Here is a 25,606-nt window from a genome sequence, read left to right as displayed (position 1 = left end):
GATCAACACTGGAATGACATAGAATACAACGCTAATAATAAACAAAAAGAAAACGAGGAATATTATGGGAAAAGTAATAGGTATTGATCTTGGGACTACAAACTCTTGTGTTGCGGTAATGGAAGGAAAAGAACCAAAAGTAATAGACAATGCAGAAGGTGAGAGAACGACACCCTCAATAATTGCCTTTGCTAACAGCGAAAGACTTGTTGGACAACCTGCTAAAAGACAAGCTGTCACTAACCCTCGAAACACTATATATGCGGTAAAACGATTAATAGGTAGAAATTTTACTGATCCAATGGTTAGAAAAGATCAAGGTTTAGTACCATACAATATAGTTAAAGCCGATAACGGTGATGCATGGGTTGAAGCAGATAATAATAAATATTCACCTAGCCAAATTAGCGCTTTCATTTTACAAAAAATGAAAGAAACTGCTGAAAACTATTTAGGTGAAAAAGTAACGCAAGCAGTAATTACTGTACCTGCTTATTTTAATGACGCACAACGACAAGCAACAAAGGATGCTGGTAAAATAGCAGGTCTTGAGGTCTTGAGAATAATTAATGAACCAACTGCTGCAGCACTTGCTTATGGTTTTGAAAAATCATCAAGTAAGACTATTGCAGTATATGATCTTGGAGGTGGCACATTCGATGTTTCAATTCTCGAGATTTCTGACGGTGTTTTTGAAGTAAAATCAACAAACGGTGATACATTCCTTGGTGGTGAAGATTTCGATACAAGAATATTAAATCATCTAATAGATGTATTCAAAAAAGACAGTGGTATTGATTTAAGCAAAGATCCTTTAGCATTACAACGTTTGAAAGAAGCAGCAGAAAAAGCTAAGAAAGAGCTATCTTCAACGTCAGCTACTGATATTAATTTACCTTATATTACTGCTGATAGCACAGGACCAAAACATTTAAATATTAAATTTACTAGGGCAGAACTTGAAAAATTAGTAGATGATTTAATTGAAAAAACTATTGAACCTTGCCGTCAAGCTTTAAAGGATGCAGGTTTTAAGCCTACTGATATTCAAGAAGTAGTATTAGTAGGCGGTATGACTAGAATGCCGAAAGTACAAGAAGCTGTAAAAAAATTCTTTGGACGTGAACCACATAAAGGTGTCAATCCTGACGAAGTTGTAGCACTTGGTGCAGCTATCCAAGGAGGTGTGTTAAATAAAGAAGTGACGGATATATTATTGTTAGACGTTACACCTTTATCACTCGGTATTGAAACACTTGGTGGTGTATTTACAAGATTAATTGATCGCAATACCACTATTCCATCAAAAAAGAGTCAAGTATTTTCAACAGCTGACGATAATCAGCATGCTGTAACTATTAGAGTATTCCAAGGTGAACGTGAAATGGCAAAAGATAATAAGTTACTTGGGCAATTTAATCTCGAAGGTATACCACCTGCACCAAGAGGGGTTCCACAAATAGAAGTAACGTTTGACATTGATGCTAACGGGATAGTTCATGTTTCAGCTAAAGATAAAGCAAGCGGTAAAGAACAGAAGGTAACTATTCAAGCTTCCGGTGGTCTTAGCGATTCAGAAATCGAACAAATGGTGAAAGATGCAGAGCATAATGCCGATGAAGATAAAAAGCGTAAAGAACTTATTGAAACAAAAAATGCTGCTGATAGTTTAGTTTATTCTACTGAAAAGACTTTAAGAGAGTATGGGGATAAATTATCATCTGAAGAGAAAGGAGCGGTTGAAGAAGCACTAGCCTCTTTAAAATCAGCACTTGAGTCGGAAGATGCTTCTTTAATTAAAGAAAAGACTAACAATTTAACAGCAGCTAACATGAAAATCGGTGAGACAATGTATAAAGCACAAACCGAAAATCAGCATTCTGAAGCAAATACTGTTAACGATGAAAAAGTAGTAGATGCCGATTTTCAAGATGTAGATAAGAAATAGTATTTTCATGCCGTTATTTGAGCACTAGATCCAAATAATAAAAGCATGCGTTTTTACTGGATGACGTGTTCAAGTCATGGTATGACATCGTCGTATAAAACAACTATTATAATATAATTTCATGTCACAAGACTATTACCAAGTATTAGGAGTCAGTAAAACAGCTAGCCAAGCTGACATTAAAAAAGCTTATCTAAAGCTAGCTAAGCAATATCATCCTGATACTACTAATGCTCACGATGCCGAAAAGAAGTTTAAAGAAATTAATGCTGCTTATGATGTTTTAAAAGACGAACAAAAAAGAGCTGCTTATGATCGTTTCGGGCATGATGCTTTCCAAAACCAACAAGCACGAGGAGGTGGAAATAATAGCGGGTTTCACCATGATATTAATGATATATTTGGAGATTTCTTTAGTGACTTTATGGGAAGTGGCAGAAGAAAGCAAACATCAAGCAAGATTAGAGGATCGGATTTAAAATACGATTTAACAATTAAGCTAGAAGAGGCATTTCACGGTATAGAAAAAAATATTAGTTTCTCTAGCGAAGTAAAATGCGATGCATGTCACGGCACTGGTTCTGAAAAAGGCGAAACTGTAACAACTTGTGATTCTTGCGGTGGTGTTGGAGTTACTAGAATTCAGCAAGGATTCTTCACACTTGAACAAACTTGTCATAAATGTCAAGGTAATGGACAAATTATAAAAAATCCTTGTAAAAAGTGTCATGGCATGGGGCGTTATCATAAACAACGTAATTTATCAATTAATATTCCTGCTGGTGTTGAAAATGGTACTAGAATAAGACATTCAGGAGAAGGAGAAGCAGGTATTAGAGGAGGTAATAACGGTGATTTATATGTTGATATCGCAATAAAACCACATGATATTTATAAAATAGATGGAGCAAATCTACATTGTAAATTACCTATTAGTTTTGTTCATGCTGCTCTTGGAGGGGAAATAGAAGTACCAGTAATTGAAGGTGGAAAAGTAAAATTAACAATCCCAGCAGGTACTCAAAACGGGGATCAATTAAGGTTACGCAGTAAAGGTATGTCTAAAATAAGATCTACTATTCGAGGTGATATGCTTACGCATATTCATGTTGAAGTACCTAAAAATTTATCTAAAAGACAACGTGAATTACTAGAAGAATTCAAAAAAGAATCTATAAATGAAAAAGAAAATGATAGTAGCTTTTTTAATAAAATGAAAAGTATGTGGTCATGAATTTTGTTTAACTTTTCTATAGGAATCAAGCCACTATTCCTCTAAATATTATATCTGAATGATTGATATAGATTTAGTTAAAAATCATCTTTTCTAATACAGTCAAAATATTTGATCAATATAATGCAGGTAAAAGGCATCAAATGGCTTCAGAGAAGAGCTTTTCTCATAAAGTAGCTAATAACCAAAAAATAAAATGATAATGGATATGAGAAATAAGCAAAATAGATATATTCTACTTCTTGTTATAATCAATCTAGCACTCAAATCTTGACTTACAAGTATATGCTTTATAAGAATTACCTTGTGCACATAAAATCTTATTGCCTAAATCATCACTGTTAAAGAATATTATAAGTTTTTTGAGATTTTAAATTGAATCCTTGAAATTTTGTAAGCCTATATGTATATTTAGTTATTAACTTAATTTAAGTTCTTATGAAATTAACAAAATTATTGAGCGCCTTTTTAGTTATAGGATTAATTTTAAGTGGATGTAAAAGTAAAAAAAACAGTAATGATATAGTAGTACCTATCGCTACTCTTTATAATGAAGGTATTATATTACTGGACAAGAAAAAATATAAAAAAGCAGCGGAAGAATTTGGAAAAATATTTTATCAACATCCAGGTAATGAAATGACACCGCAAGCAGAATTAATGCAGGCTTATGCTTTATTCCTTGCCGCTCAATATGAAGAAGCAGTGGACATACTTGATATGTTCATTAATTTGCATCCCGCAAACGTAGATATTGCTTATGCATATTATCTTAAAGCGCTGTCATATTACATGTTAATTTCAGATGTTAATCATGATCAATCTAGAACTTTTTTATCTAAGGATAGTTTTGAAGATGTAATAACAAAATTCCCAAATACTAAATATGCTATCGATGCATCTTTAAAAATTGACTTAGTAAATGATCATTTAGCAGGTAAAGAAATGATGATAGGACGCTTTTACCTAAAGAAAAAGAACCCGATAGCAGCGATAAATAGATTTGAAGAGGTAATTGATAATTATCAAACTACTTATCACTCTGTAGAAGCTCTTTACCGTTTAGTCGAAAGCTATATGATGCTTGGCTTGCATGATGAAGCAAAAAAATATGCTTCAGTTTTAGGTTACAACTATCCTGATAGTAAATGGTATAGTTATGCATACAGATTAGTCAAAAACTATCAAAATTAAGCAGCATATGTTCTATAGTCTCTCAGTTAAAAACTTCATTCTGATAGACGAACTGGAAATTGAGTTTAATAAAGGTTTGTGTGTTATTACCGGTGAAACAGGCGCTGGTAAATCTATTTTACTTGATGCTATTTTATTTTGTTTAGGTTATAAAACCTCAAACAATGTAATAAAGCATGGCAAAGATTACACTGTTGTTAATATAATATTTTCTTTAAACGATGAAATAAAAAAATTTCTAATCCAAAATTTTATTGAACCTGAAGAGTTATTGCTTGTGAAGTGTCTGCAAAAAGTAGAAGGACGGAAAAATTTTTTCATTAATAATCAAATAGTGACTAAAACACTTATGAAGCAATTAGCTAATTATTTATTTGAACTTCATGGACAAAATAATAATATTACACTTCTAGAAGCAAGTACTCAACGTGATATTTTAGATAGTTATGGAAATCTTTTAGAATTTCGTGTACAACTTGCAAAATGTTATCAAATTTGGCAAAATACTCGAAAAGAAATTGAAGAAATAACAGTGAAGCAAAATGAGATAGAACAAGAAATTGATTATTTGAGTTTTGTAACAGAAGAATTAACTAAGCTGAACATTCAAATAGGTGAAGAAGAAACATTAACAAATATACGAAAAGATTTGCAAAATAAAGGTAAGAATTTACAGCTAATAAGAGATATTATAGCAGAAATTAATAACCCTGAAATAAATATATCAATTAATAGAGCATGTAAACTATTAGCAAGACAAGACTATAATGATCGTTTTAATGCTGTCGTTACAAGTTTAGAGGAAGCATATAATAATTTAGAAGTAGCACGTCAAGAATTATCAAACATCTTAGGTAGTTTTACTTATGAGGAATATAATCTTGAAGAAACAGAAGAGCGATTATTTTTAATAAAAGCTATTAGTCGTAAATATAATGTGCCTGCAAATGAGTTAGGTATCTTTTTAGATAAATCTTTAGAACAACTTGGAATATTAAAAAATAAAATAGCAAATAGTAATAAGTTACAAGCTCAAGAAGTGCTATTACAGGAACAATATTATAAACTAGCAAGTGATTTATCTGCAAAGCGTCTTATCGCTGCAAAACATTTAGAAGAATCATTGAATCAAGAATTAAAACAGCTTAAAATGGAGAACGCAAATTTTAAGATTGAGGTCAAAACTAGAATAGATCCTACTGCAAGTGGTAATGACGATATTGTATTTAAAGCTTCTACTAACCCAGGCATGAAAATAGAAGCAATTAATAAAATCGCTTCTGGTGGTGAATTATCACGGTTCATGCTTGCTTTAAAAACTTCTTTATTTGATAAAATGATAAAACCATCTATTATATTTGATGAAATAGATGTAGGTATTGCTGGAGAGGCTGCAGATAAAATAGGTGATCGGTTAAAAAAACTTAGCTCAGTTACACAGGTAATAGTTATTACACACCAGCCTCAAGTAGCAGGTAAAGCGGACTTGCATATAAAAATTGAAAAAACACAGTTAGAACAAGAAACGAAAGTCAAAGTAAAAGCTTTAAATCTAGCTGAAAGACAGACAGAACTTGCTCGAATGATTTCAGGTAAAACAATCACCGCTGCAAGTTTAAAAGTAGCAAAAGAGTTATTACATCCAGTAGCTTTTTCACATGATCAAAAGTAAAGAAAGATGAATAGAATTTTTGTACTTATCCTTTTTCTGTAGCACGTTGTCAAATCATTGATATAATAGAAATAGTATTAATCTACATAGGGATAACATAGTAGAAAAAAATTATGAACAGCAACTACACAGCACTAGAAAACGAGTTTGCGACAAGCCCGCATTTTAATAATATATTAAGCTGTGATGTTGCAGTAAATTTTCCTATAAATTCAAGTAGCAGGACGAACGAAATAATAACTTTAACGTCGTTTATTCATGCTATGATCGAATCTTCTATTTTCAAGGAACTCATCAGTAAGGCAAAAGAAAAATCAAATAACCTTAATAAATGGCAAGATATTAGAAAAATTAAGAAAAAAATAACAGATACAAACTGTATTAACAAACAGCTTAAAAAAAAATTAGTAGCTGCTACTACTACAACTGAACATACTTGGAGCAAAGCAATAAAAAATAATGACTATAATTTATTTAAAACACACTTACAAAAAGTGTCGGATTATACAGAAGAAGTTACTAAAGTACGAGAGGCTGTTTTAAATTGTGGATTATATGACTCATTAATTAACCTAAGCAAAAAAAGTAGTAAAATTAAACAAGTTTTTTCAGTACTGAAAACGGCACTGCCAGAACTAATAAAACATACAAGCAAAAAAGAATTAGTACAAAACAGTGAACTAGCGTCTGAAATGCGAAAACTGATCATGCAACACATTATGCAAATAATGCAGTTTGATCTAATAAAAGCTCGCTTAGACGAAGCTATTCATCCTTTTTGCGTATGGACAGCACATTATGCACGTTTAACTACTAGATATAAATATAGTTTCATAAGTGGCTTAATGTACATTATAAACGAAACAGAATATGCTTTATATGAGCAAAATTTGCTAGAAATTTATAAAGGACAGCAAGTTTGGCTTGCAAAAGGTATTGCCTTTCATGAAAGCAAATCTTTATTTATGGCAATAAGTAGATCAAAAAAATTTACAGAATTTTTAGCTAAATTACTTCAGGACGAATTCGCTCTTAAAAAAGAAGAATATTCAGCAGAAAATTTATATAGCAAAACTACAAGAGTTAAACCTGACTTTATAAGAGTTAAAGCAGCTGAACTAACTTATCTGATGCATATAATATTACGTTTTGAGATAAAAGAAATACTTATCAATGGCGATTTACATCTTGATGAGTTACCAAAATTTTGGGATAGTAAGATGTATGAATCCTTAGTTAATATACCAGTAAATTTTAATAATGGATGTCTTCAAGATATCAACTAGTTACATAGGAATTTTGATTACTTTCTAGTATATACAAATGGTGCAATTATTGCATCAATGGTAATGCAAAAAATAAAAAACAACACTAAAATATACAAGATGATATATTAAATGATGATTTTAATTTAAATCATTATCTAAATAATAATTTGAGAAATCTCGGTTCATTAAAAAATGCAGCCGATTTATTAAAAAGTGCTAGTGATGCGGGAAATATTAACACTAATGTGTATAGAGGATATTTAGAATAAATATTTATATTGTTATATCGATCTTTTATGTCATTGTTGACTCGGCAGGAAGGATATAAAAGTTCAATATTACATTTGCACAAAAAAACAAACAATACAAACAACAATATGGAAAAATATTTTAATAAAACAGGTTATTTATTTGCGGGGAATGCTGTATTTGTTGAAGAATTATATAGACAATATTTAGCGAACCCAAATTCTGTTGATCAAACTTGGCAAGAATTTTTTGCCGATATTAAGGATAATAATGCACTGCTTAATAAAAGTACTGCTAAAGTAATTAGACCTAATCCTAATGTAACAAAAGCACTGTTAAATAATAATTTATCTTATGAAGGATTACATAATCTTAAGGCTAAAGAAATGATTAGTGCTTACCGCAGAAATGCTCATTATTTAGCAAATCTTGATCCACTTGGTCTTGAGATACGAAAAACCAAAGATGAGTTAAAACTTAATATAGAAGCTTTTGGTCTTGATAGTAGTCAATTAGAAGAAAATATCAATATTACGGATGAATTTATCGGTACTTGGAATTGTAAATTATCAGAATTAGTTACTAAGCTCGATAAAGTTTATACAAGCTCTATAGGTGTAGAGTTTGATCAAATAGAAAATGTAGAAGAAAAAAACTGGTTATATACTAAGCTAGAAACTGAAATTACATTTGCGTCTGAAGAGAAAAGATCTATTCTAAATGATTTTGTAGAAGTAGAATGCTTTGAACAGTTTTTACATACAAAATTTCCTGGTGCTAAGCGTTTTTCAATTGAGGGTGGTGATTCTTCTATAGTCGCCATGAATAAAGCTATAGATTTATCTATGAATCAAGGCGTTGAAGAAATCGTCATCGGCATGGCACATAGAGGGAGGTTAAATACTCTAACTAAAGTAGTTGGCAAGCCTTATAAAGCAGTTATTGCAGGCTTCATAAATGGCAACGTATTTCCTGATGAACTAAATATTTCTGGCGATGTAAAATATCATTTAGGCTATTCAGCAGATAGAGTCAGAGCAAATCAGAAGATACATTTATCTCTTGCTGATAATCCATCACATTTAGAAGCAATCAATTCTATAGTTGCAGGAAAAGTTAGAGCAAAACAGGATATGCTTGTAGATACTAAACGCAGCAAAGTTAAGGCGATTTTATTGCATGGAGATGCTGCTTTTTGTGGTCAAGGTGTAGTAGCAGAGAGCTTATCAATGTCGCCTTTAACTGCTTATAATGTTGGTGGAATATTGCATTTTGTCATTAATAATCAACTAGGTTTTACTGCAAATGCCGCTGATACTAGAGCTAGCAGATATTCTACTGAGTTTGCAAAAATCATAGCTGCTCCGATTTTACATGTTAATGGTGATGATATAGAAGCGGTATTAAAAGCAACGGATATTGCTGTAGAATACAGGCAGAAATTTAGCAAAGATGTTGTGGTGGAAATTATTTGTTATCGAAAATATGGACATAATGAAGGCGATGAGCCGATGTATACTCAAAGCAAAATGTATAACATTATAAAAAGCAAACCGACTCCTGGAAATATTTATGCGAATGAGTTAGTAAAAAGCGGTATAATTGATAACAATTATTATGCGAAGTTAAAAGAAAAATTTAAAATAAAGCTAGATAAGGAATATGAACAAGCAAAAAGTTATAAGCAAGAATCACATTTCTTAGGAGGATGCTGGAAAGGCATTTCTCGTACTCGAGGAAAAGCTGCAATAACAGGGGTGAATAAAAAAATATTACAAGATTTAGGAACTAAATTATGCGAAATACCAAAAGATTTTACAATTAATCCAAAACTTGTAAGATTATTTGAAGTACGCAAGAATACTTTAACAACTGATCAACCTATTGATTGGGCTACAGCAGAACAGCTCGCTTTTGCACACTTGCTTTGTTCAGGCACGAATATAAGGCTAACTGGGCAAGATTCAGAACGTGGTACTTTCTCACATCGTCATTCAATATTACACAACCAAATTGATGATACAACATATATACCTCTAAATAATTTATCTAAGACTCAAGCACAATATGAGGTAGCTAATAGTAATTTAGCTGAATATGCAGTACTTGGTTTTGAATATGGTTATTCGCTTGCAAGTCCAAAAAATTTAGTTTTATGGGAAGCGCAATTTGGTGATTTTGCTAATGGAGCTCAGATCATTTTTGACCAGTTTATTTCAAGTAGCGCGACTAAATGGCTGCGTATGAGTGGACTTGTTGTACTACTTCCACATGCATTCGAGGGACAAGGCCCTGAGCATAGCTCAGCACGACTTGAGAGATTTTTACAACTCGCAGCTGAAGAAAATATGTATATTACATATCCAACTACTCCTGCGTCAATTTTCCATCTGCTACGTCGTCAAATACTTGAGAGTATACGCAAACCATTAATCGTAATGTCACCAAAATCATTATTACGTCATAAATATGCAGTATCTAAACTTGATGAACTAGGTGAAAATACTACTTTTATACCTGTTTTAGATGAAGTCACTAAAATAGATAAAAACAATATCACTAAAGTAATTTTATGTAGCGGTAAGGTATATTACGATCTATTTGCAAAGCGTGTTCATAATAGTAATATAGTAATTATCAGGCTTGAACAATTATACCCTTTTGAAAAAACACTTGTAGCATCGCTATTAAAAAAATATAATAAGGCACAAGCATTTATTTGGTGTCAAGAAGAACCAAAGAATATGGGAGCTTGGAATTATATAGCTGAGCACTTAAATGATGCTCTAAAAGAAGCAGAAATTAATAACGAGTTTAAATATGTTGGAAGAGAAGAATCAGCGTCTCCAGCAGTAGGTTCGCTGCAAGTACATAATAAACAACAAGAGAAGCTATTAATGGAAGCATTAGGAGACGATATCATTAAATAGAAATTATATTGACCGATTTTTTTAGGAGTAAAATAAATTATGAGCATTAAAATTATAATACCGTCGCTTGGGGAGTCAGTAACGGAAGCAACTATTGCTAAATGGTATAAGAAATTAGGTGATGCAGTTAAAACTGATGAGTTATTATTGGAAATCGAAACTGACAAAGTGACGTTAGAAGTTAATGCTCCTTGCAATGGTACTATAGGGAAAATATCAAAAACTGACGGTGCAAATGTCACAGTTGGCGAAGAAGTAGGTGAAATCAATGAAATTGCAGATACAGATACTGCTTGGATTAATAATAAAAAGCAAGAAGTTTCACAACACACTTCAGAACAGCTTGTAGATAAACCTGCCATGGCTAGTAATATTCTTGCTCCTTCAGTACAAAAATTAGTGACCGAAAACAAGCTTGATCCAAATAATATTAAAGGAACTGGTAGAGGTGGTAGAATTACGAAATATGATGTACTGGAAACCATAAACACTACACCTATTACTATTGAGACTCATGCAATAAATAAAACTAATGAAGAAAGAACACAACGCGTGCGTATGTCACGCTTGCGTAAAACTATTGCACAGCGTTTAAAAGATTCACAAAATACTGCAGCTATTTTGACTACTTTTAACGAAATCGATATGTCAAAAGTTATTGCTTTGCGTAATCAATATAAAGAAGAGTTTGAGAAAAAGCATACTGTAAAACTTGGATTTATGTCATTTTTTGTTAAAGCAACAATTGAAGCTTTAAAGCTGATTCCATCGATAAATGCGGAAATAGATGGAGATGATTTATTATATAAGAACTATTACGATATAGGTGTAGCAGTAGGAACAGAGCAAGGACTTGTTGTACCAGTTATTAGGGATGCCGATAAAATGAGTTTTGCTGATATAGAGCAAGCTATAGGAAATTTAGCAAAAAAAGCTCGTGAGGGAAAACTTTCTATATCTGATTTGTCAGGTGGTACATTTTCAATTTCTAATGGAGGAGTATATGGCTCATTATTATCTACACCGATTATTAATCCTCCTCAATCAGGTATTTTAGGATTACATAAAACCGAGGAAAGAGCTGTAGTTATAGACGGTAAAATTGAAATACGTCCAATGATGTATATAGCTTTATCTTATGATCATCGTATCATTGATGGAAAAGAAGGAGTATCATTCTTGGTAAAAATTAAAAATCTTATTGAGAATCCTGAGAAGTTATTATTAAATTTGTAGTATACTAGTTTAATTTGAAAAATTTCCTAAGTTGTTTTTCAGTTTTAATAATCACGTAAATTAACTAAGCTGCAGTGTAAAATATCAAAACGCTTTGCGCTTTTCTAAATTATATGCAGCTACTGAGTCTTCTATATTACTGCTTCATTTACTCGGAGTTATAAATAATGATAAAATGTACTCGTCGTATTGACTTCGATGCAGGACATAGAATTATAGGACATAAAAATAAATGTCAATTTCTGCACGGCCACCACTATGTGCTTGAGATAACTATAGCCGCAAACAAAACCGATAAACTTGGTATGGTAATCGATTTTGGCTTAATTAAGAATTTAGCTAAAAAATGGATTGATGCAAATTTTGATCATAACTTAATCTTACATCAAGACGATAAAGAAATTGGGAAACAAATAGAGAATTATACCGGACAAAAAATATACTATATGCGTAATAATCCGACTGCAGAAAATATAGCAATACATTTAAAAAATGAAATTTTTCCTAAACTTTTCATAGATCAAAACTTTTTTGTAACGAGTCTTAAACTATATGAAACGCAGAATTGTTTTGTTGAGGTTTAGGTATATATCGCACTAAATACAATGAAACATCCTGATACAAAAAATAACTTGCAAGAGATCAATGACTCTGTAAGCAGAGCAGCAGTACATACAAAAATGCATGGACATCCAAAGACTTACAAAGATAACATAGCGAATTTTTTAAGTTCATCGAGTATAAAAGATTACTGTTTAATTTTAACTACTACTAATGATTTACAAATTGCCGAAAAAATAGCATCTATTTTGTTAGAATTAAACTTGGCGGCCTGTATTCAAATTGATAATATCAAAAGTTACTATAGATGGGATAATAAAACAATTATAGAAAATGAACATCGGCTTGTCATTAAAACAAAATCTTATAATTATAATGCAATTGAAAATAAAATTCTTGAAATTCATAATTATGCATTACCGCAAATAATAAAAATAAATATTGACTATGGTTACCAACAATACTTAAAATGGATTGACCAAAATAGTAAATAAACTTATTGTTGAACAAATTTAATTAAGTAAATAAATTATGAAATTATGGCAAAAAGTTACCTTAGGGTTAATCTTAGGTATTATATTTGGTATATATTTACCACAATATGTTAATTATATTAAACCTATCGGTGATATTTTCTTACGTTTGATCAAAATGATTATTACACCTTTAATTTTCTTTAGCTTAGTTTCTGGTATCACAAGCATGAATGATACTTCTGCGCTTGGTAGAGTAGGAATGAAAGCAGTAGCTGCTTTTTTAGGCACGACTTTTTTTGCAACTATTTTTGGGCTTACTATTGCATTAGCATTAAAGCCTGGAGTAGGTATACATATAGATTTTACTGCTTTAAGTACTACAGGTAGAACTTCATTTAATATAATTGATTTTTTTGTAAATATCATACCTGAGAATGCGGTTATGGCTTTTGCAAACGGTAATATCTTGCAAGTTGTATTTTTTGCTATTTTTGTTGGTATAACATTAAATAAAATGAAATCTATTGATAAGCCAATTACGGATTTAATTCATGCAATATCAAAATTAATATTAAAAATGATATCGTTTGTTATTCAATTATCTCCCTATGGTGCTTTTGCTTTAACAGGCTGGATTATAGGAATGCAGGGCTTTGGGGTAATGATTAGTTTATCAAAACTGGTTGTAGCGGTAATTGTAGCGATGACATGCCAATATTTAGTTTTTGGCTTACTTATATATATATTTTGCCGTGTTTCACCTATACCTTTTTATAAGAAAAGTTTTGAATATCAGATACTTGCGTTTTCTACTTCAAGTAGTAAAGCAACTCTTGCAACTACTATGCAAGTTTGTCGTGAAAAACTTGGCATTTCAGAGTCTAGTACTTCATTCGTACTGCCCATAGGGGCATCCATTAATATGGATGGCTTTGCAATAAATTTATCTCTTACTACTATATTCTTTGCTCAAATGATGGGAATAACACTTGCACCACATGACTACTTAGTAATTATTCTTACCTCAACACTTGGATCTATCGGCGGTGCAGGTATTCCTGGTGCTTCTTTAATAATGCTACCTATGGTTCTGTCTTCAGTTCATTTACCTATAGAAGGAGTAGCCATTATTGCAGGTATTGACCGAATACTTGATATGCTACGTACTACCATCAATATTACAGGCGATGCAACAATTACTATGATTATAGATAATAGCGAAGATACTTTAGATAAGAAAGTATATTTATCTTAATTACTAAACATATAACCACACCGAAGTCTTCTACTCTAGAATACTCATAAAAATAATAAATGATATATTTATTTTGTGAAATGCTATGCAATTTTCTTACAATAACAGATTCATAAAATAAAAATGGATATAATAGCACTCATTAAAAAATGAAAATATTACCATCTAATAAAGCTAAAGTTTACATTATGACCGTTCAAATTAGCATCTAGTTATTGCAGACTTAGACAGCTATTGCTCGATACATTACGCTATTATTCAAACCATAACTCATCTGCATATACTCATACGTTTATCGTACAAACTTGTTACTACTAACTAACTTTTTTACTTTAGTAACTTACATGCATATTCCTCAAACATACTATTTTAATAGCTAATACGAAAATTCATAATTGACACTCCTATAATACGCGCATCTTGTTAATAAAATTATAAAATAGTTATAGTTACTTTTAATATAATATTCTCTAAATACTTCTCTTAATTGCATTAGCTAAGAACCATTGCTGAGACGTTATTTGTCCAATTGTATATTGCTTACTATTATAGAGTTAGTCGTTTCTTAAACATTGAAAAAATGATAGCATTTTTAAATAGAGCCAATTTATCAAGTATAATAAGCAAAGGTGCATGAGAACTTAGTATATTAAGCAATATAAAGCTATATATGACATAGGTTGGTGCTCAACCTAATTAAGTGTTGGCAGTTAGTATAAATACTATTACTAATAACTTCTATTAACTCATGATGATTCTATAATCTAAGTGCTTCTTTAAGATTTTGTAATAGATTATTTCTATATAATGCTTCAAACAACCTTTTTATATCAATAAATAATTAATTGTTAATTATCTAATCAATCTAGGTACTATGTAATTATGCAGCATTAAACCTTTGTCAGTAAGATAGATATGTTCATCTAACTTAATTAGACCTTGGTTTTGATAATGTTGCAGATTATTCATATCTAAAATATTTTCTAATTTCGCGCTCAATTTCTGCTCTAATGTAGGAATATTTATACCCTTTCTAAGACGTAAACCCATCATTAAGATTTCTTCTATTATTTCTTGATTTGTTAGCTTAGCATGAGTTTGAATACCAACATTTTTTATTCTAACAGCATCTAACCATTTTGCAGGATTATGCAACATCATAATTGCTAATACTGAATTTGCATTTTCAATTATTCTACTATGAGCTCCAGGACCTATACCTAAATAACTATTATAATTCCAATAAGTTAAATTATGTAAACATTCATGCCCTAGAACAGCATAATTGGATATTTCATATCTAAAATACTTTTTAGATTCTAGATAATGATTTGTCCACTCATACATCTCAGCTGCTTCATCTACACTAGGCAAAATTAAATTACCGTTTTTAAATAATTTATAAAACGGCGTACCTTTTTCGATAGTTAATTGATACAGTGCAATATGTGAGGTAGCCAAGGACATAGCTTGCTTTAACTCTTCTTCCCAATCTTTTAATGTCTGACCGTTACGTGCATATATCAAATCAAATGATACTCTTGGAACAATTGTATTCGCTGCCTCAATTGTTTTTATGGCTTGCATAGAATCATGAGTTCTACCTAATGTTTTTAAATCGTCTTCTTTTAAGGATTGTACTCCAATAGAAATACGATTAATGCCAGCAGATTTAAACGCTTTAAGCTTCTCAGCTTCAAAGGATGTAGGATTAGTTTCTAGAGTTATCTCAGTTTTATTATCAATAATTCCGAGATTATTTATTTTATTTATTATAACTTCAACTATTAAAGGATGCATTAGTGAAGGAGTACCACCACCAAAAAAAATAGATTTTATATATTTATTTTGAATAATAAACTTAAAATATTCAATTTCCTTTTCATAAGACTTAATCCACTGATTATAATCTATAGTACTTACTACATGAGAATTAAAATCACAATATGGACATTTTGACAAACAAAACGGCCAATGAATGTAAATACTTAAATCATTAGTCATAACTCTCATAGGTACTCTAGACATAGATTTTTATTATTTACAGCTAACAATTATAATATTTTTAAATATAAAACTGTTTTTACAAAAACCTTATTAATTTTTGCTAAACAAGATCTTGAAAAAGCAAATCAATTAAAAAAGCCTTACACAATTTAGCATTTTCTTTGATTTTATTTAATATATATGATAAAAACCATTCTAATTTAAAGAAAACTTGAAATAAAGCTTTTAATTTATTAGATATTATTAAATGATAAAAATTATATGCTATTTGACAATTATTTTATTAACCTTTTGTATTGATGCTATGGAAGATAATAATAAACAAATATTTAACCCAAAAGAGACAAAATTTTTAGAAGAAGCTGAAGGAGTGGAAGCGCTAGAATGGGCAAAAGAACGTACTAGTAAAACAGAAAAAGCTTTGCAAGCAATGCAGGAATATAAACAGATCAAAAAAGAAATAGAAACTATTTTCTATGACCAAAGAAAAACTCCATATGGTGTTATACGTAAAGGTTATGTGTATAATTTTTGGATGGATGATAAAAATCCGCAAGGATTATGGCGTAGAACGTTAGTTGATAATTACTCTAAAGATAAACCAAATTGGGAAGTGCTAATCGATTTTGATAAATTATCAAAAAAAATCGGTAAAAAAGTAGCCTATCGAGGTGTAAGTAATTGTTTCCAAAACCCTAATCGTTACTTAATTTCTATGTCCTTTGGTGGTAAAGATGAGATGTTTTTTAGAGAATGGGATTTAGAAAAAAAAGATTTTGTTAAAAATGGCTTTGAACCGATAACAAATAGCGGGAAATTATTAGAAGGAAAATTTACTTATCCTACTTGGATCAACAAAGATACTATTATATTTAATCTAGTTTTGCATAAAAATGAAATAACGTCCTCTTTATATCCTAACTCGCTATACATATGGAAGCGCGGAGAATCTATAGAAAAAGCTAAAAAACTTTTTGAAGTACCAAAAGAATATATATATGTATCAGCTGGTAAACTTTTATCAGATACTATTTCTTCATCTTTAATATTTATATCTGCAAATAAAGATTTTTATAATTATGACAATTATATTTTAGATACTAAATATAAGAACTTAAAATTACAAAAAATAAACATGCCATCAGATGCAACACTTCAAGGTTCTTTTAAAGAATATGTATTTTGGTTGCTGCGTTCTGATTGGAAATTTAAAAGTCATAATATAAAGGCAGGCTCGCTGGTTGCATTACACTTTACAGACCTACTAAAAACAGAAAGTGATAAAACTAGCCTAAAAATATTATTTACACCAACAGCGAATGAAGTATTTAATTTCATAAGCACAACTAAAGATAGAGTATTTTTAGCAACTTACGATAATGTGGTTGCAAAAGTTGTAACATTTACTTTAGAAAATGAACAATGGACAAAACCGGTAGTCTTAAAGCTACCTTATCAGAACGCAATTTTTGGGATGTCTTCTTATGAAGAGGAAGAAGAGGCATTAATTACTATAGAAAATTCGATAGTTCCACCAACTATCTATTTATGGGTTAAAACTCATGAGTTAAAAATTATTCGAAAAGCTTTATACTCTTTTGATAGTGAAAATTATGTTTTAGAACAAAAGGAAGCTACAAGCTTTGATGGAGTTAAAATACCATATTTTCTTGTTTATAAGAAAGGGATAAAATTTGACGGTAAAAATCCAACATTACTTGAAGCATATGGTGGATTCCAGGTAATCAATGCACCATATTTTTCACGGATTAAAAATGAAGTATGGGTTAAAAATGCTGGTGTTAGTGTTCTTGCTAATATCAGAGGTGGTGGAGAGTTTGGTCCTGAGTGGCATAAGTCAGCTCAAGGAATAAAACGTCAAACAGCCTTTAATGATTTTTTTGCAGTATCAGAGGAGTTAATAAAGCAAAATATTACTAGCCCTGAATATTTAGGAATTAAAGGAGGGAGTAACGGCGGATTACTAGTCAGTGTTGCAATGACACAACGTCCTGAGTTATTTGGTGCTGTAGCATGCGAAGTACCGATACTTGATATGATACGTTATAAAGAATTTGGAGCAGGACATTCATGGGTAACTGAATATGGTGATCCAGAAATTCCAAATGATTTATTACATATTAAAAAATATGCACCGTTAGAGAATTTATCTTTAACACAAAAATACCCAACTGTGTTAATTACAGATTCAGTATTGGATCAGCGTGTACACCCATGGCATGGAAGAATTTTTGAGTATGTACTTGCACAAAATCCAAATACTAAAACTTACTTTCTAGAAAGTAAAGATAGTGGACATGGTAGTGGTAGTGATTTAAAAGAGAGTGCAAATTATTTTATTAATCTCTATACATTTTTTGCAAATGCTTTAAAATTGAAAATTAATTAAATTGAAATGCAATAGAACATAGAATGTGTTTTCAATTTTACATAAATCATCATATAAATTGAGCACAGGGTCAAGTTTCAGTTTATAAATACAAACAATAGTTGTATTTCTGTTTTCACAATCGACAAGCCACTAAATGATAACGTGAATTGCTGATCCATACAATAATTCCGTTTTTATGAAAACAATTTACTAATTCCACTACGGAATAAATTTTGAGGATTCATTTTACTAGCTTTTTTCATCACTGCACTTATTTGTTTATATTGCTTTAGCAAAATATTTACTTTTTGTACTGTCATCCCTGCTCCAGCAGCGATACGTTTTCTACGAGATGCATTAATTATATCAGGATTTTTACGTTCTTTCAGAGTCATAGATAAAATAATCGCTTCCTGATGTTCAATGATTCTACTATCTAACTTTGATTGATCTATTTGATCAATAATTTTACCACTACCCGGCAACATGCTAAGTATACTTCCAAAACCTCCCATTTTTTTTATACTTCTCATGTGCTTAAGATAATCATTTAAATCAAACTTACCACTTTTTAACTTAATTGCTGTTCTTTCAGCTTCTTCTCTATCAACGATACTCGCCGCTTTTTTTACAAAAGAGATAATATCCCCCATATCAAGTATTCTAGAAGCTAAACGTTCAGCATCAAACTCTTCTAAATCGGTTAGTTTTTCACCACAACTTAAAAACTTAATTGGCTTTTGAGTCAAATATTTTACACTAAGTGCTGCACCACCTTTCGTATCACCATCAATTCGCGATAAAATTAACCCTGAAATTTCTAACTTGTCACTAAAACTTCTTGCTGTAACAACTGCATCCTGCCCTGTCATACTATCAATTACTAGTAAAGTTTCTGTGGGATTTAATATCTTTTTTATTGCAAGCGCTTCTTCCATCATCACGTTATCAATTTGTATACGCCCTGCAGTATCATAAATTACAACGTCATAAGCAAAAATTTTAGCTTCACTAATAGCTCTTTTGACAATATCAAGAGGTTGCTCACCTTGAACAATTGGTAATGAATCAATATTGACTGAATTTGCAATTATAGCAAGTTGCTCTTGTGCTGCCGGTCTGTAAGTATCCAGAGAAACAAGTAAAACTTTTTTATTTTGATTTTTAAGAAGCAAAGCAAGCTTGCCACTTGCGGTAGTTTTACCTCCACCTTGTAAACCGACCATTAATAAATTTACTGGTGGTTTTGAATTTAAATTGAGTTTTGTTGTACTTTCACTAGAAGCTAAAAGATTTATCATCTCTTCATGAATAATTTTAATGATCATCTGTCCCGGTGAAACAGATTTAATAACCTCCTGACCTAAAGCTTTTTGTTTGACTTCTGCTATAAAACCTTTTATCACTGGTAATGCAACATCTGACTCTAAAAGAGCTACTCTTACATCACGCATAGCAGTATCGATTTGGTTTTCCGTTAAAATTCCTGAATTGACTAGTCTATCAAAAATCTTAGTTAAATTTTGTGTTAAAGTTTTAAACATGCAAATAATTTATAAAATTCTAATACAATATGTTTTAGCAACAACAATATTATGACAGAGAAATGAGTTTATTAAAAAGTAATGCAATATAATACTTCTTTCAATCTTCTTAACTTTTTTAAACTATGCGCTTAACAAGTATAACAGTACAAGTACTTATTTTGTTTTAATGCTATAATATGTAACTTCATATTTTTTCAATAAAATTAAAATATTGTTTGTCTTTATCAAGATTAACAGATTTATCAACAACTTTGAATTATTTGCTTATCTGCAATTAAAAAATATTTAATGCCTTAACTTTATCAAAAAAATACCTAAATATTTTTATTCTCAAGTACTACTACTTATATCATACACACTTATTGCTTTTTTATATTCTTCAAGTATATTTGTTAAATTAGGATTAAGAAATTTTTTACATACTTAGCTTAGCATTTAAACTTAAAGAAGATACAGTGCATTTTTATTATGAAATACACTAATATATCTTTACAACTTTTACTATTATGGAATTCATTAGCTTAATATTAAATTATCTTAACAAAAAGTTTACACTGTAAAAAACTCATTCACTACTAATATATAACTTGTTTTTAAGTCCAAATCATAATCAATGGTATTGTATATTAACTCTTTTATATCAGTAAATTTTTGTAGTAAATATGAAGGATTCTTATTCAGTTTATTAAAAATTTTATTTTCTAAATCTAGAAGATCAATATTAAAGTTAGCAGATTTTTTAAGGATTCTATTCATTAATAATAATAAATTTTCAATAAAACCTAACCATAATTCTCGGTCTTTAGTAGTAAAACGATTAATAAAATCTAACGTTTTATTATCTGCTATCGGTTGAATAAACTGAAGATATAAATCATTTCTAACATTAGGTAGAGGAGCTCTAATATTAACTTTAAAACATCTTGATCTAATTGTAGATATAATACTTGCAGCTCTTGAAGTAATTAAAAAAATGTAACTATTTTTTGGTGCATCTTCAAGAATTTTTAAACATGCATTTGCAGCATTCAAATTCATAAAATCAGCAGTATAAATTACAGCAACTTTATGACCTGAAATTGCAGAAGTCTTATTTAAGAAGTCTTGTAATTTTCGTATTTGTCCAATAGAAATATTTTTAGCATTATCTCGAGCAACAAAATAATAATCAGGATTATTTTCAAGCATGATGTTGCTTTTAAAAAGCTTAATATATATAAACTCTTCTAAATCTTGTAAAGCTTGCTCTATATTCCCTGCCTCAATAAGCCAACTATTATATAGTTTATTATATTTTAAGTGAAACTCTAGTAGTTCAATTATCAATGGTTTTAATATTGTTATAAATTGTTTTAAGAACTTATTGTAGAATATTACCGATTTTTCTAATCTTACCCCGCAAGCTTGTAACGGGGTTTTAGAAATGATCAGTACTATAAAAATAAGTGAATGCTTTAATTACATGCTTCTTTCAATTTTCTTCCAGCTCTAAAAGTAGGTTGATTGTAAGCATCTATTGTCATTTTTGCTCCAGTTTTTGGATTACGCCCTTCACGTGCTTTTCTATGATGTATTTCGAATGAACCAAAACCTGTAAGATTAACATTATGCTTGCTCTTTATTGCACTAATCACACTATCAATAACTAAATTAAGTGCTTTCTCGGCATCAGCTTTTGTTAATGTTTTATGTGCAGCATGCTTATTATTATGACAATGTTCAGTCATATATGCTATAAATTCGGTTTTATTCATTTTTTTTTGTTCTTGTTTGTTATGTGTACTCATAATAACAACACTCCTTTAATGGGTTAATACGTATTGATGTTTTTATAAAAAAAATATACCAACTGCTGGCAAATATACATCAATATATTTCGATATGAGTTAATTATAACAAACTACCAACATACTGCAAATGCCAGTTATTTACAAAGTTTAAAATACATATGTTATTATATTAATTTATAGAAAAATGTAGCCATTTTACATCAGTAATACTACGCACATTATCTTAATCAAGTAATGAAAGCAAAAAATTCATTATTACAACTCTAATTTGCAGCAAATAATCAAAAACTAATTCTGTAAAAAATATAAATATTTAATAAAACAACAATATATAGTTATATATAATTAAAAGATGTAAAACGTCTTACTTTATATTCAATGTTGTGAATAACATATTAATAATGCACTATTCGCATTAATTTAGAATAAAATTTAAAAATTAAATCCAAATGTTATTGTCTACAATTTGTATTAAGCGTCCAGTATTTGCTACAGTTTTGAGTCTAATGATCGTAGCTCTCGGAGGAATTTTTTTTACCAAGCTACAAATTAGAAGTGCTCCGGATATTTCAGTTCCCATTATAAATGTTGAAGCACATTATGAAGGTGCAGATGCATTATATATGGAACAAGAAATAACGACACGTATAGAAAAAGTTTTAAAGACTGTTAAAAATTTACATTATATAACGTCTCAAAGTTCTACCGGCTCAAGTAGTATTACTTTGTCATTTCGATTATCTACAGATATTGAAGTAGCATTAAACGATGTGCGTTCTAAAATATCAGATATTAGTTATATGTTTCCACAAGATATGAAAGTACCATCAGTTGCGAAACTTGATCCTGATAATTTTCCAAGCCTCTTCATAAGTGTTGAAAGTGATCAATATAGCGATTTAGAATTAACACAGATCATCTCAAATAATTTACAAAGCACATTAGATAAACTTGAAAGTGTAGGCAAAACACAAATTTACGGCGGTAGGAAATATATAATGAGGATAGAACCAGATTTCAAAAAATTATATCAATATAAAATTTCTTTATTGGATATCGAAACTGCAATAAAAGAGCAAAATAAAGATTATCCAGCAGGAACGATTAAAACAAAAAGTAATAATTTTATAGTAACTCTTATAGGCTCTTTATCAACACCAGAAGAATTCGGTAATATTATTATAAAAGAACAAAATGGATGTATCATAAAATTACAAGATATAACAAAAATATCTTTAACTTCACCTGATGAGGATATAATTTTTAGATATAACGGCAAAAACTCTATTGCTCTTGGTCTTATAAAAGAATCAAAAGCTAATATCATCAATTTATCAAATGAAGTAACTAAAGAATTAGAAAGAATTAAAGACTCAATACCAAAAGGAATAAGCATTAGTATAGCATATGATGGGGCGAAACCTTTAAAGGCATCAATTTATGCGGTATTTCAAACAATGTTTGAAGCGTTAATATTGGTAGTTTTAGTAACTTATTTGTTTCTTGCTTCTGCTAAAATTAGCTTAATTCCATTTGTAACAATTCCTGTATCGTTGATCGGTACTTTTAGCGTAATGTATGCTTTTGGATTTTCTATTAATGTATTTACACTCCTTGCTATGATACTTGCTATAGGTTTAGTCGTCGATGATGCGATAGTGATGCTTGAAAACATTTTTAGATATAATGAAATGGGGTATAAACCCATAGAAGCTTCTATGCTTGCGTCTAAAGAAATTGGCTTTGCAATAATCACTATGACTATTACACTTGCTGCAGTGTTTATACCAATAGGTTTTATTGAAGGCTTTATCGGGAAATTATTTATTGAATTTGCTTGGACTTTAGCATTTTGCGTTTTGTTCTCAGGATTTGTCGCTGTCACTTTAACGCCTATGATGTCAAGTCATATTGTTACAAAACATAACAAAAACTTTGCAAAATTTTTAGTAAGATTTCATGATATTCTACAATTTGTTCAAAATAGATATATTTATTATCTAAAGTTAGCTTTAGATAATAAAAAGAAATTTGTCATCATTATTTTATCATCATGTATAGTATTGATTATTAGTTTTAAATTTACTAACAAAACTTTCGTACCACAAGAAGATGACGGATTTTTACAAGTTTTTCTCAAAGGGCCTGAAGGTTCTAGTTTAGAATTTTCTATTAAGGTAGTAAAAGAAGCAGAACAAATCCTTGCTAATTATAAAGATATATTAGGTTATCTGATGGTAATAGGTGTAGGCGGTAGTGAAAATGTTTTTGGATTCATTCAGTTAAAAGACTGGAGCGAACGTTCTCACTCACAAAAAACTATTAAGAATATGTTAAATAAGCAATTTTCTAAAATACCTGGTATGTCGATTTTCGCCATGGATCCACGTTCAATGGTTAGCATGAATGCAAGTAGTCCTATAGAATTTACTATTCAAACAAACCTGGAATATGAGGATTTAGATAAAATATCGCAACAATTTATTGATATAATGCAAACAAAGCCCATTTTCTTAAACGTCAATAGAAATTTACAATCAGCAATACCTACTATAAATATAGAAGTAAACCGTGATAAGGCTTACTTATACGGAATGGATTTAGCGAATATAGGTAAAACATTAGAATATTTACTGGCAGGTCGACAAATTGGTGCTTTTAGAATGGGCAATAATTTATATGATGTAATATTACAATTTAATCAAAAAGATCGGCAAAATATTAGTGATTTGAGTAAAATTTTAATCAGAACAAAAAATAATAACATGTTACCGCTTGAATCAATAGCTAATATTAAGGAAAAAATATCATTCAAATCATATTATCATTATAATAATTCAAAATCTGTTACTATTTCTTCCGATCTTGCTCCTAACGTAAAAATTAATGATGCAATTAACATAATCAATAAAATAGCCACTCAGTTACTTGATCCTAATAATGCTATAATTGAATATATCGGAGAAATTAAACAAATGGAAGAAATAGACAATAATATACTTATAACATTTGTATTTTCGCTTGTATTTATCTATTTAGTACTTGCAGCTCAATTTGAAAGCTTTACTGATCCTTTATTAATATTACTCGCCGTACCTTTCTCAATAACCGGCGGGGTACTTGCACTCTTGATTACTGGTGATAGTATTAATATGTATAGTAATATTGGACTTATTACTTTAATTGGATTAGTTACTAAGAATTCTATTATGATAGTAGAATTTGCTAATCAGATAAGAGCAAAAGGTGTAAATGTTCGAGAAGCTATAATAGAATCTTCAAAACTGCGATTACGTCCGATTCTTATGACTACCATTACTGCTATAGTCGGAGCATTACCTCTAGTTTTTGCAGATGGCGCCGGTGCTGCTGCTCGTAATTCTATAGGTTTTGTAATAGTTGGTGGGTTAAGTATCGGTACTATATTTACAATTTTTGTTATACCTGTAATATATCAAACTTTTAAGAAGGATTAACAATATAAATAAAATTAGTAGACATATAGCTCAAAATGAGAAATGATTATTTTACACTTAATTCAAAGGAGCTTAAATATGTTAATAAATACTTCTAATAATCTGCTTATTACTACTATAAATTTGTTATCTTCCATAGGAGCTATAAATTGGGGTCTAGTTGGGTTATTTAATTTGAATTTAGTTACACTTTTATTCAGCTCATTTCCAATTATTATTACAATATTTTATATAATTATAGGCTTTTGTGGTGTACATTCTTTCTGGTATTCAGGTAAGATATTTTGTAAAATTGGAATAGAAAACGTAAAATAAAGCTATATCAATACCAGTGTCATGCGATTGCTTGACCACATGATCTATAAAAAAAC

Annotated in this window: 16 protein-coding genes and 1 pseudogene; 13 read left to right on the top strand and 4 right to left on the bottom strand. The window is 30.1% G+C overall.

Features of this window, described 5'->3' with window-relative positions:
- Window positions 1–64 precede the first annotated feature (64 nt).
- The 10 genes and pseudogenes from dnaK to RT_RS00835 all read left to right on the top strand — a co-directional run bounded on the left by dnaK (window position 65) and on the right by RT_RS00835 (window position 14,023).
- Window positions 65–1,948, top strand: coding sequence for a molecular chaperone DnaK (gene dnaK, locus RT_RS00880; RefSeq protein WP_011190647.1), 1,884 nt, complete (start codon window positions 65–67; stop codon window positions 1,946–1,948).
- A 121-nt stretch (window positions 1,949–2,069) separates the two neighbouring features.
- A complete protein-coding gene (dnaJ, locus tag RT_RS00875) occupies window positions 2,070–3,182 on the top strand; it encodes a molecular chaperone DnaJ (protein WP_011190646.1) in 1,113 nt (370 codons plus the stop codon).
- A gap of 438 nt (window positions 3,183–3,620) precedes the next feature.
- A complete protein-coding gene (locus RT_RS00870; RefSeq protein ID WP_011190645.1) occupies window positions 3,621–4,376 on the top strand; it encodes an outer membrane protein assembly factor BamD in 756 nt (251 codons plus the stop codon).
- 7 nt (window positions 4,377–4,383) lie between these two features.
- Window positions 4,384–6,048, top strand: a complete 1,665-nt coding sequence (recN, locus tag RT_RS00865) for a DNA repair protein RecN (RefSeq protein ID WP_011190644.1) — start codon at window positions 4,384–4,386, stop codon at window positions 6,046–6,048.
- Window positions 6,049–6,161: 113 nt separating this feature from the next.
- Window positions 6,162–7,585: pseudogene (locus RT_RS00860) on the top strand (carboxypeptidase).
- A gap of 108 nt (window positions 7,586–7,693) precedes the next feature.
- Window positions 7,694–10,495 carry a 2-oxoglutarate dehydrogenase E1 component gene (locus tag RT_RS00855; RefSeq protein WP_011190642.1) on the top strand — a complete coding sequence of 934 codons (2,802 nt, stop codon included), beginning with the start codon at window positions 7,694–7,696 and terminating at the stop codon, window positions 10,493–10,495.
- A gap of 39 nt (window positions 10,496–10,534) precedes the next feature.
- Window positions 10,535–11,731: a 2-oxoglutarate dehydrogenase complex dihydrolipoyllysine-residue succinyltransferase gene (gene odhB, locus RT_RS00850; protein ID WP_011190641.1), complete on the top strand. Its 1,197-nt coding sequence runs from the start codon at window positions 10,535–10,537 to the stop codon at window positions 11,729–11,731.
- Window positions 11,732–11,898: 167 nt separating this feature from the next.
- Window positions 11,899–12,315, top strand: a complete 417-nt coding sequence (locus RT_RS00845; RefSeq protein ID WP_011190640.1) for a 6-pyruvoyl trahydropterin synthase family protein — start codon at window positions 11,899–11,901, stop codon at window positions 12,313–12,315.
- Between the two features lie 156 nt (window positions 12,316–12,471).
- Window positions 12,472–12,786, top strand: a complete 315-nt coding sequence (gene cutA, locus RT_RS00840) for a divalent-cation tolerance protein CutA (protein ID WP_044286901.1) — start codon at window positions 12,472–12,474, stop codon at window positions 12,784–12,786.
- Between the two features lie 37 nt (window positions 12,787–12,823).
- Window positions 12,824–14,023, top strand: coding sequence for a dicarboxylate/amino acid:cation symporter (locus tag RT_RS00835; protein WP_011190638.1), 1,200 nt, complete (start codon window positions 12,824–12,826; stop codon window positions 14,021–14,023).
- Between the two features lie 852 nt (window positions 14,024–14,875).
- Here the strand turns inward: RT_RS00835 and hemW are convergent.
- Entirely contained in the window at window positions 14,876–16,036 is a 1,161-nt protein-coding gene (gene hemW, locus RT_RS00830; protein ID WP_044286898.1) for a radical SAM family heme chaperone HemW, read from the bottom strand.
- Between the two features lie 241 nt (window positions 16,037–16,277).
- Between hemW and RT_RS00825 the strand changes: the two genes are divergently transcribed.
- The gene (locus tag RT_RS00825) at window positions 16,278–18,440 is read left to right on the top strand and encodes a prolyl oligopeptidase family serine peptidase (RefSeq protein WP_011190636.1); all 2,163 of its coding nucleotides are present in this window, start codon (window positions 16,278–16,280) and stop codon (window positions 18,438–18,440) included.
- Window positions 18,441–18,616: 176 nt separating this feature from the next.
- Here the strand turns inward: RT_RS00825 and ffh are convergent, their stop codons facing one another.
- The 3 genes from ffh to RT_RS00810 all read right to left on the bottom strand — a co-directional run bounded on the left by ffh (window position 18,617) and on the right by RT_RS00810 (window position 21,723).
- Complete coding sequence (gene ffh / locus RT_RS00820) at window positions 18,617–19,966, bottom strand: signal recognition particle protein (RefSeq protein WP_011190635.1); 1,350 nt, start codon at window positions 19,964–19,966, stop codon at window positions 18,617–18,619.
- A 552-nt stretch (window positions 19,967–20,518) separates the two neighbouring features.
- Window positions 20,519–21,295, bottom strand: a complete 777-nt coding sequence (locus RT_RS00815) for a DNA polymerase III subunit delta' (protein ID WP_014419407.1) — start codon at window positions 21,293–21,295, stop codon at window positions 20,519–20,521.
- 128 nt (window positions 21,296–21,423) lie between these two features.
- Window positions 21,424–21,723, bottom strand: a complete 300-nt coding sequence (locus RT_RS00810) for an HU family DNA-binding protein (protein WP_011190633.1) — start codon at window positions 21,721–21,723, stop codon at window positions 21,424–21,426.
- Window positions 21,724–22,208: 485 nt separating this feature from the next.
- Between RT_RS00810 and RT_RS00805 the strand changes: the two genes are divergently transcribed.
- On the top strand, window positions 22,209–25,235 hold the full coding sequence (locus RT_RS00805; protein WP_011190632.1) for an efflux RND transporter permease subunit: 3,027 nt from the start codon (window positions 22,209–22,211) through the stop codon (window positions 25,233–25,235).
- A 78-nt stretch (window positions 25,236–25,313) separates the two neighbouring features.
- On the top strand, window positions 25,314–25,550 hold the full coding sequence (locus RT_RS00800) for a DUF378 domain-containing protein (protein WP_014419405.1): 237 nt from the start codon (window positions 25,314–25,316) through the stop codon (window positions 25,548–25,550).
- Window positions 25,551–25,606: the final 56 nt, after the last annotated feature.

This window comes from Rickettsia typhi str. Wilmington (assembly GCF_000008045.1).
In the GTDB taxonomy this organism is placed as follows: domain Bacteria; phylum Pseudomonadota; class Alphaproteobacteria; order Rickettsiales; family Rickettsiaceae; genus Rickettsia; species Rickettsia typhi.
This window is presented reverse-complemented; position numbering and strand designations above follow the sequence as displayed.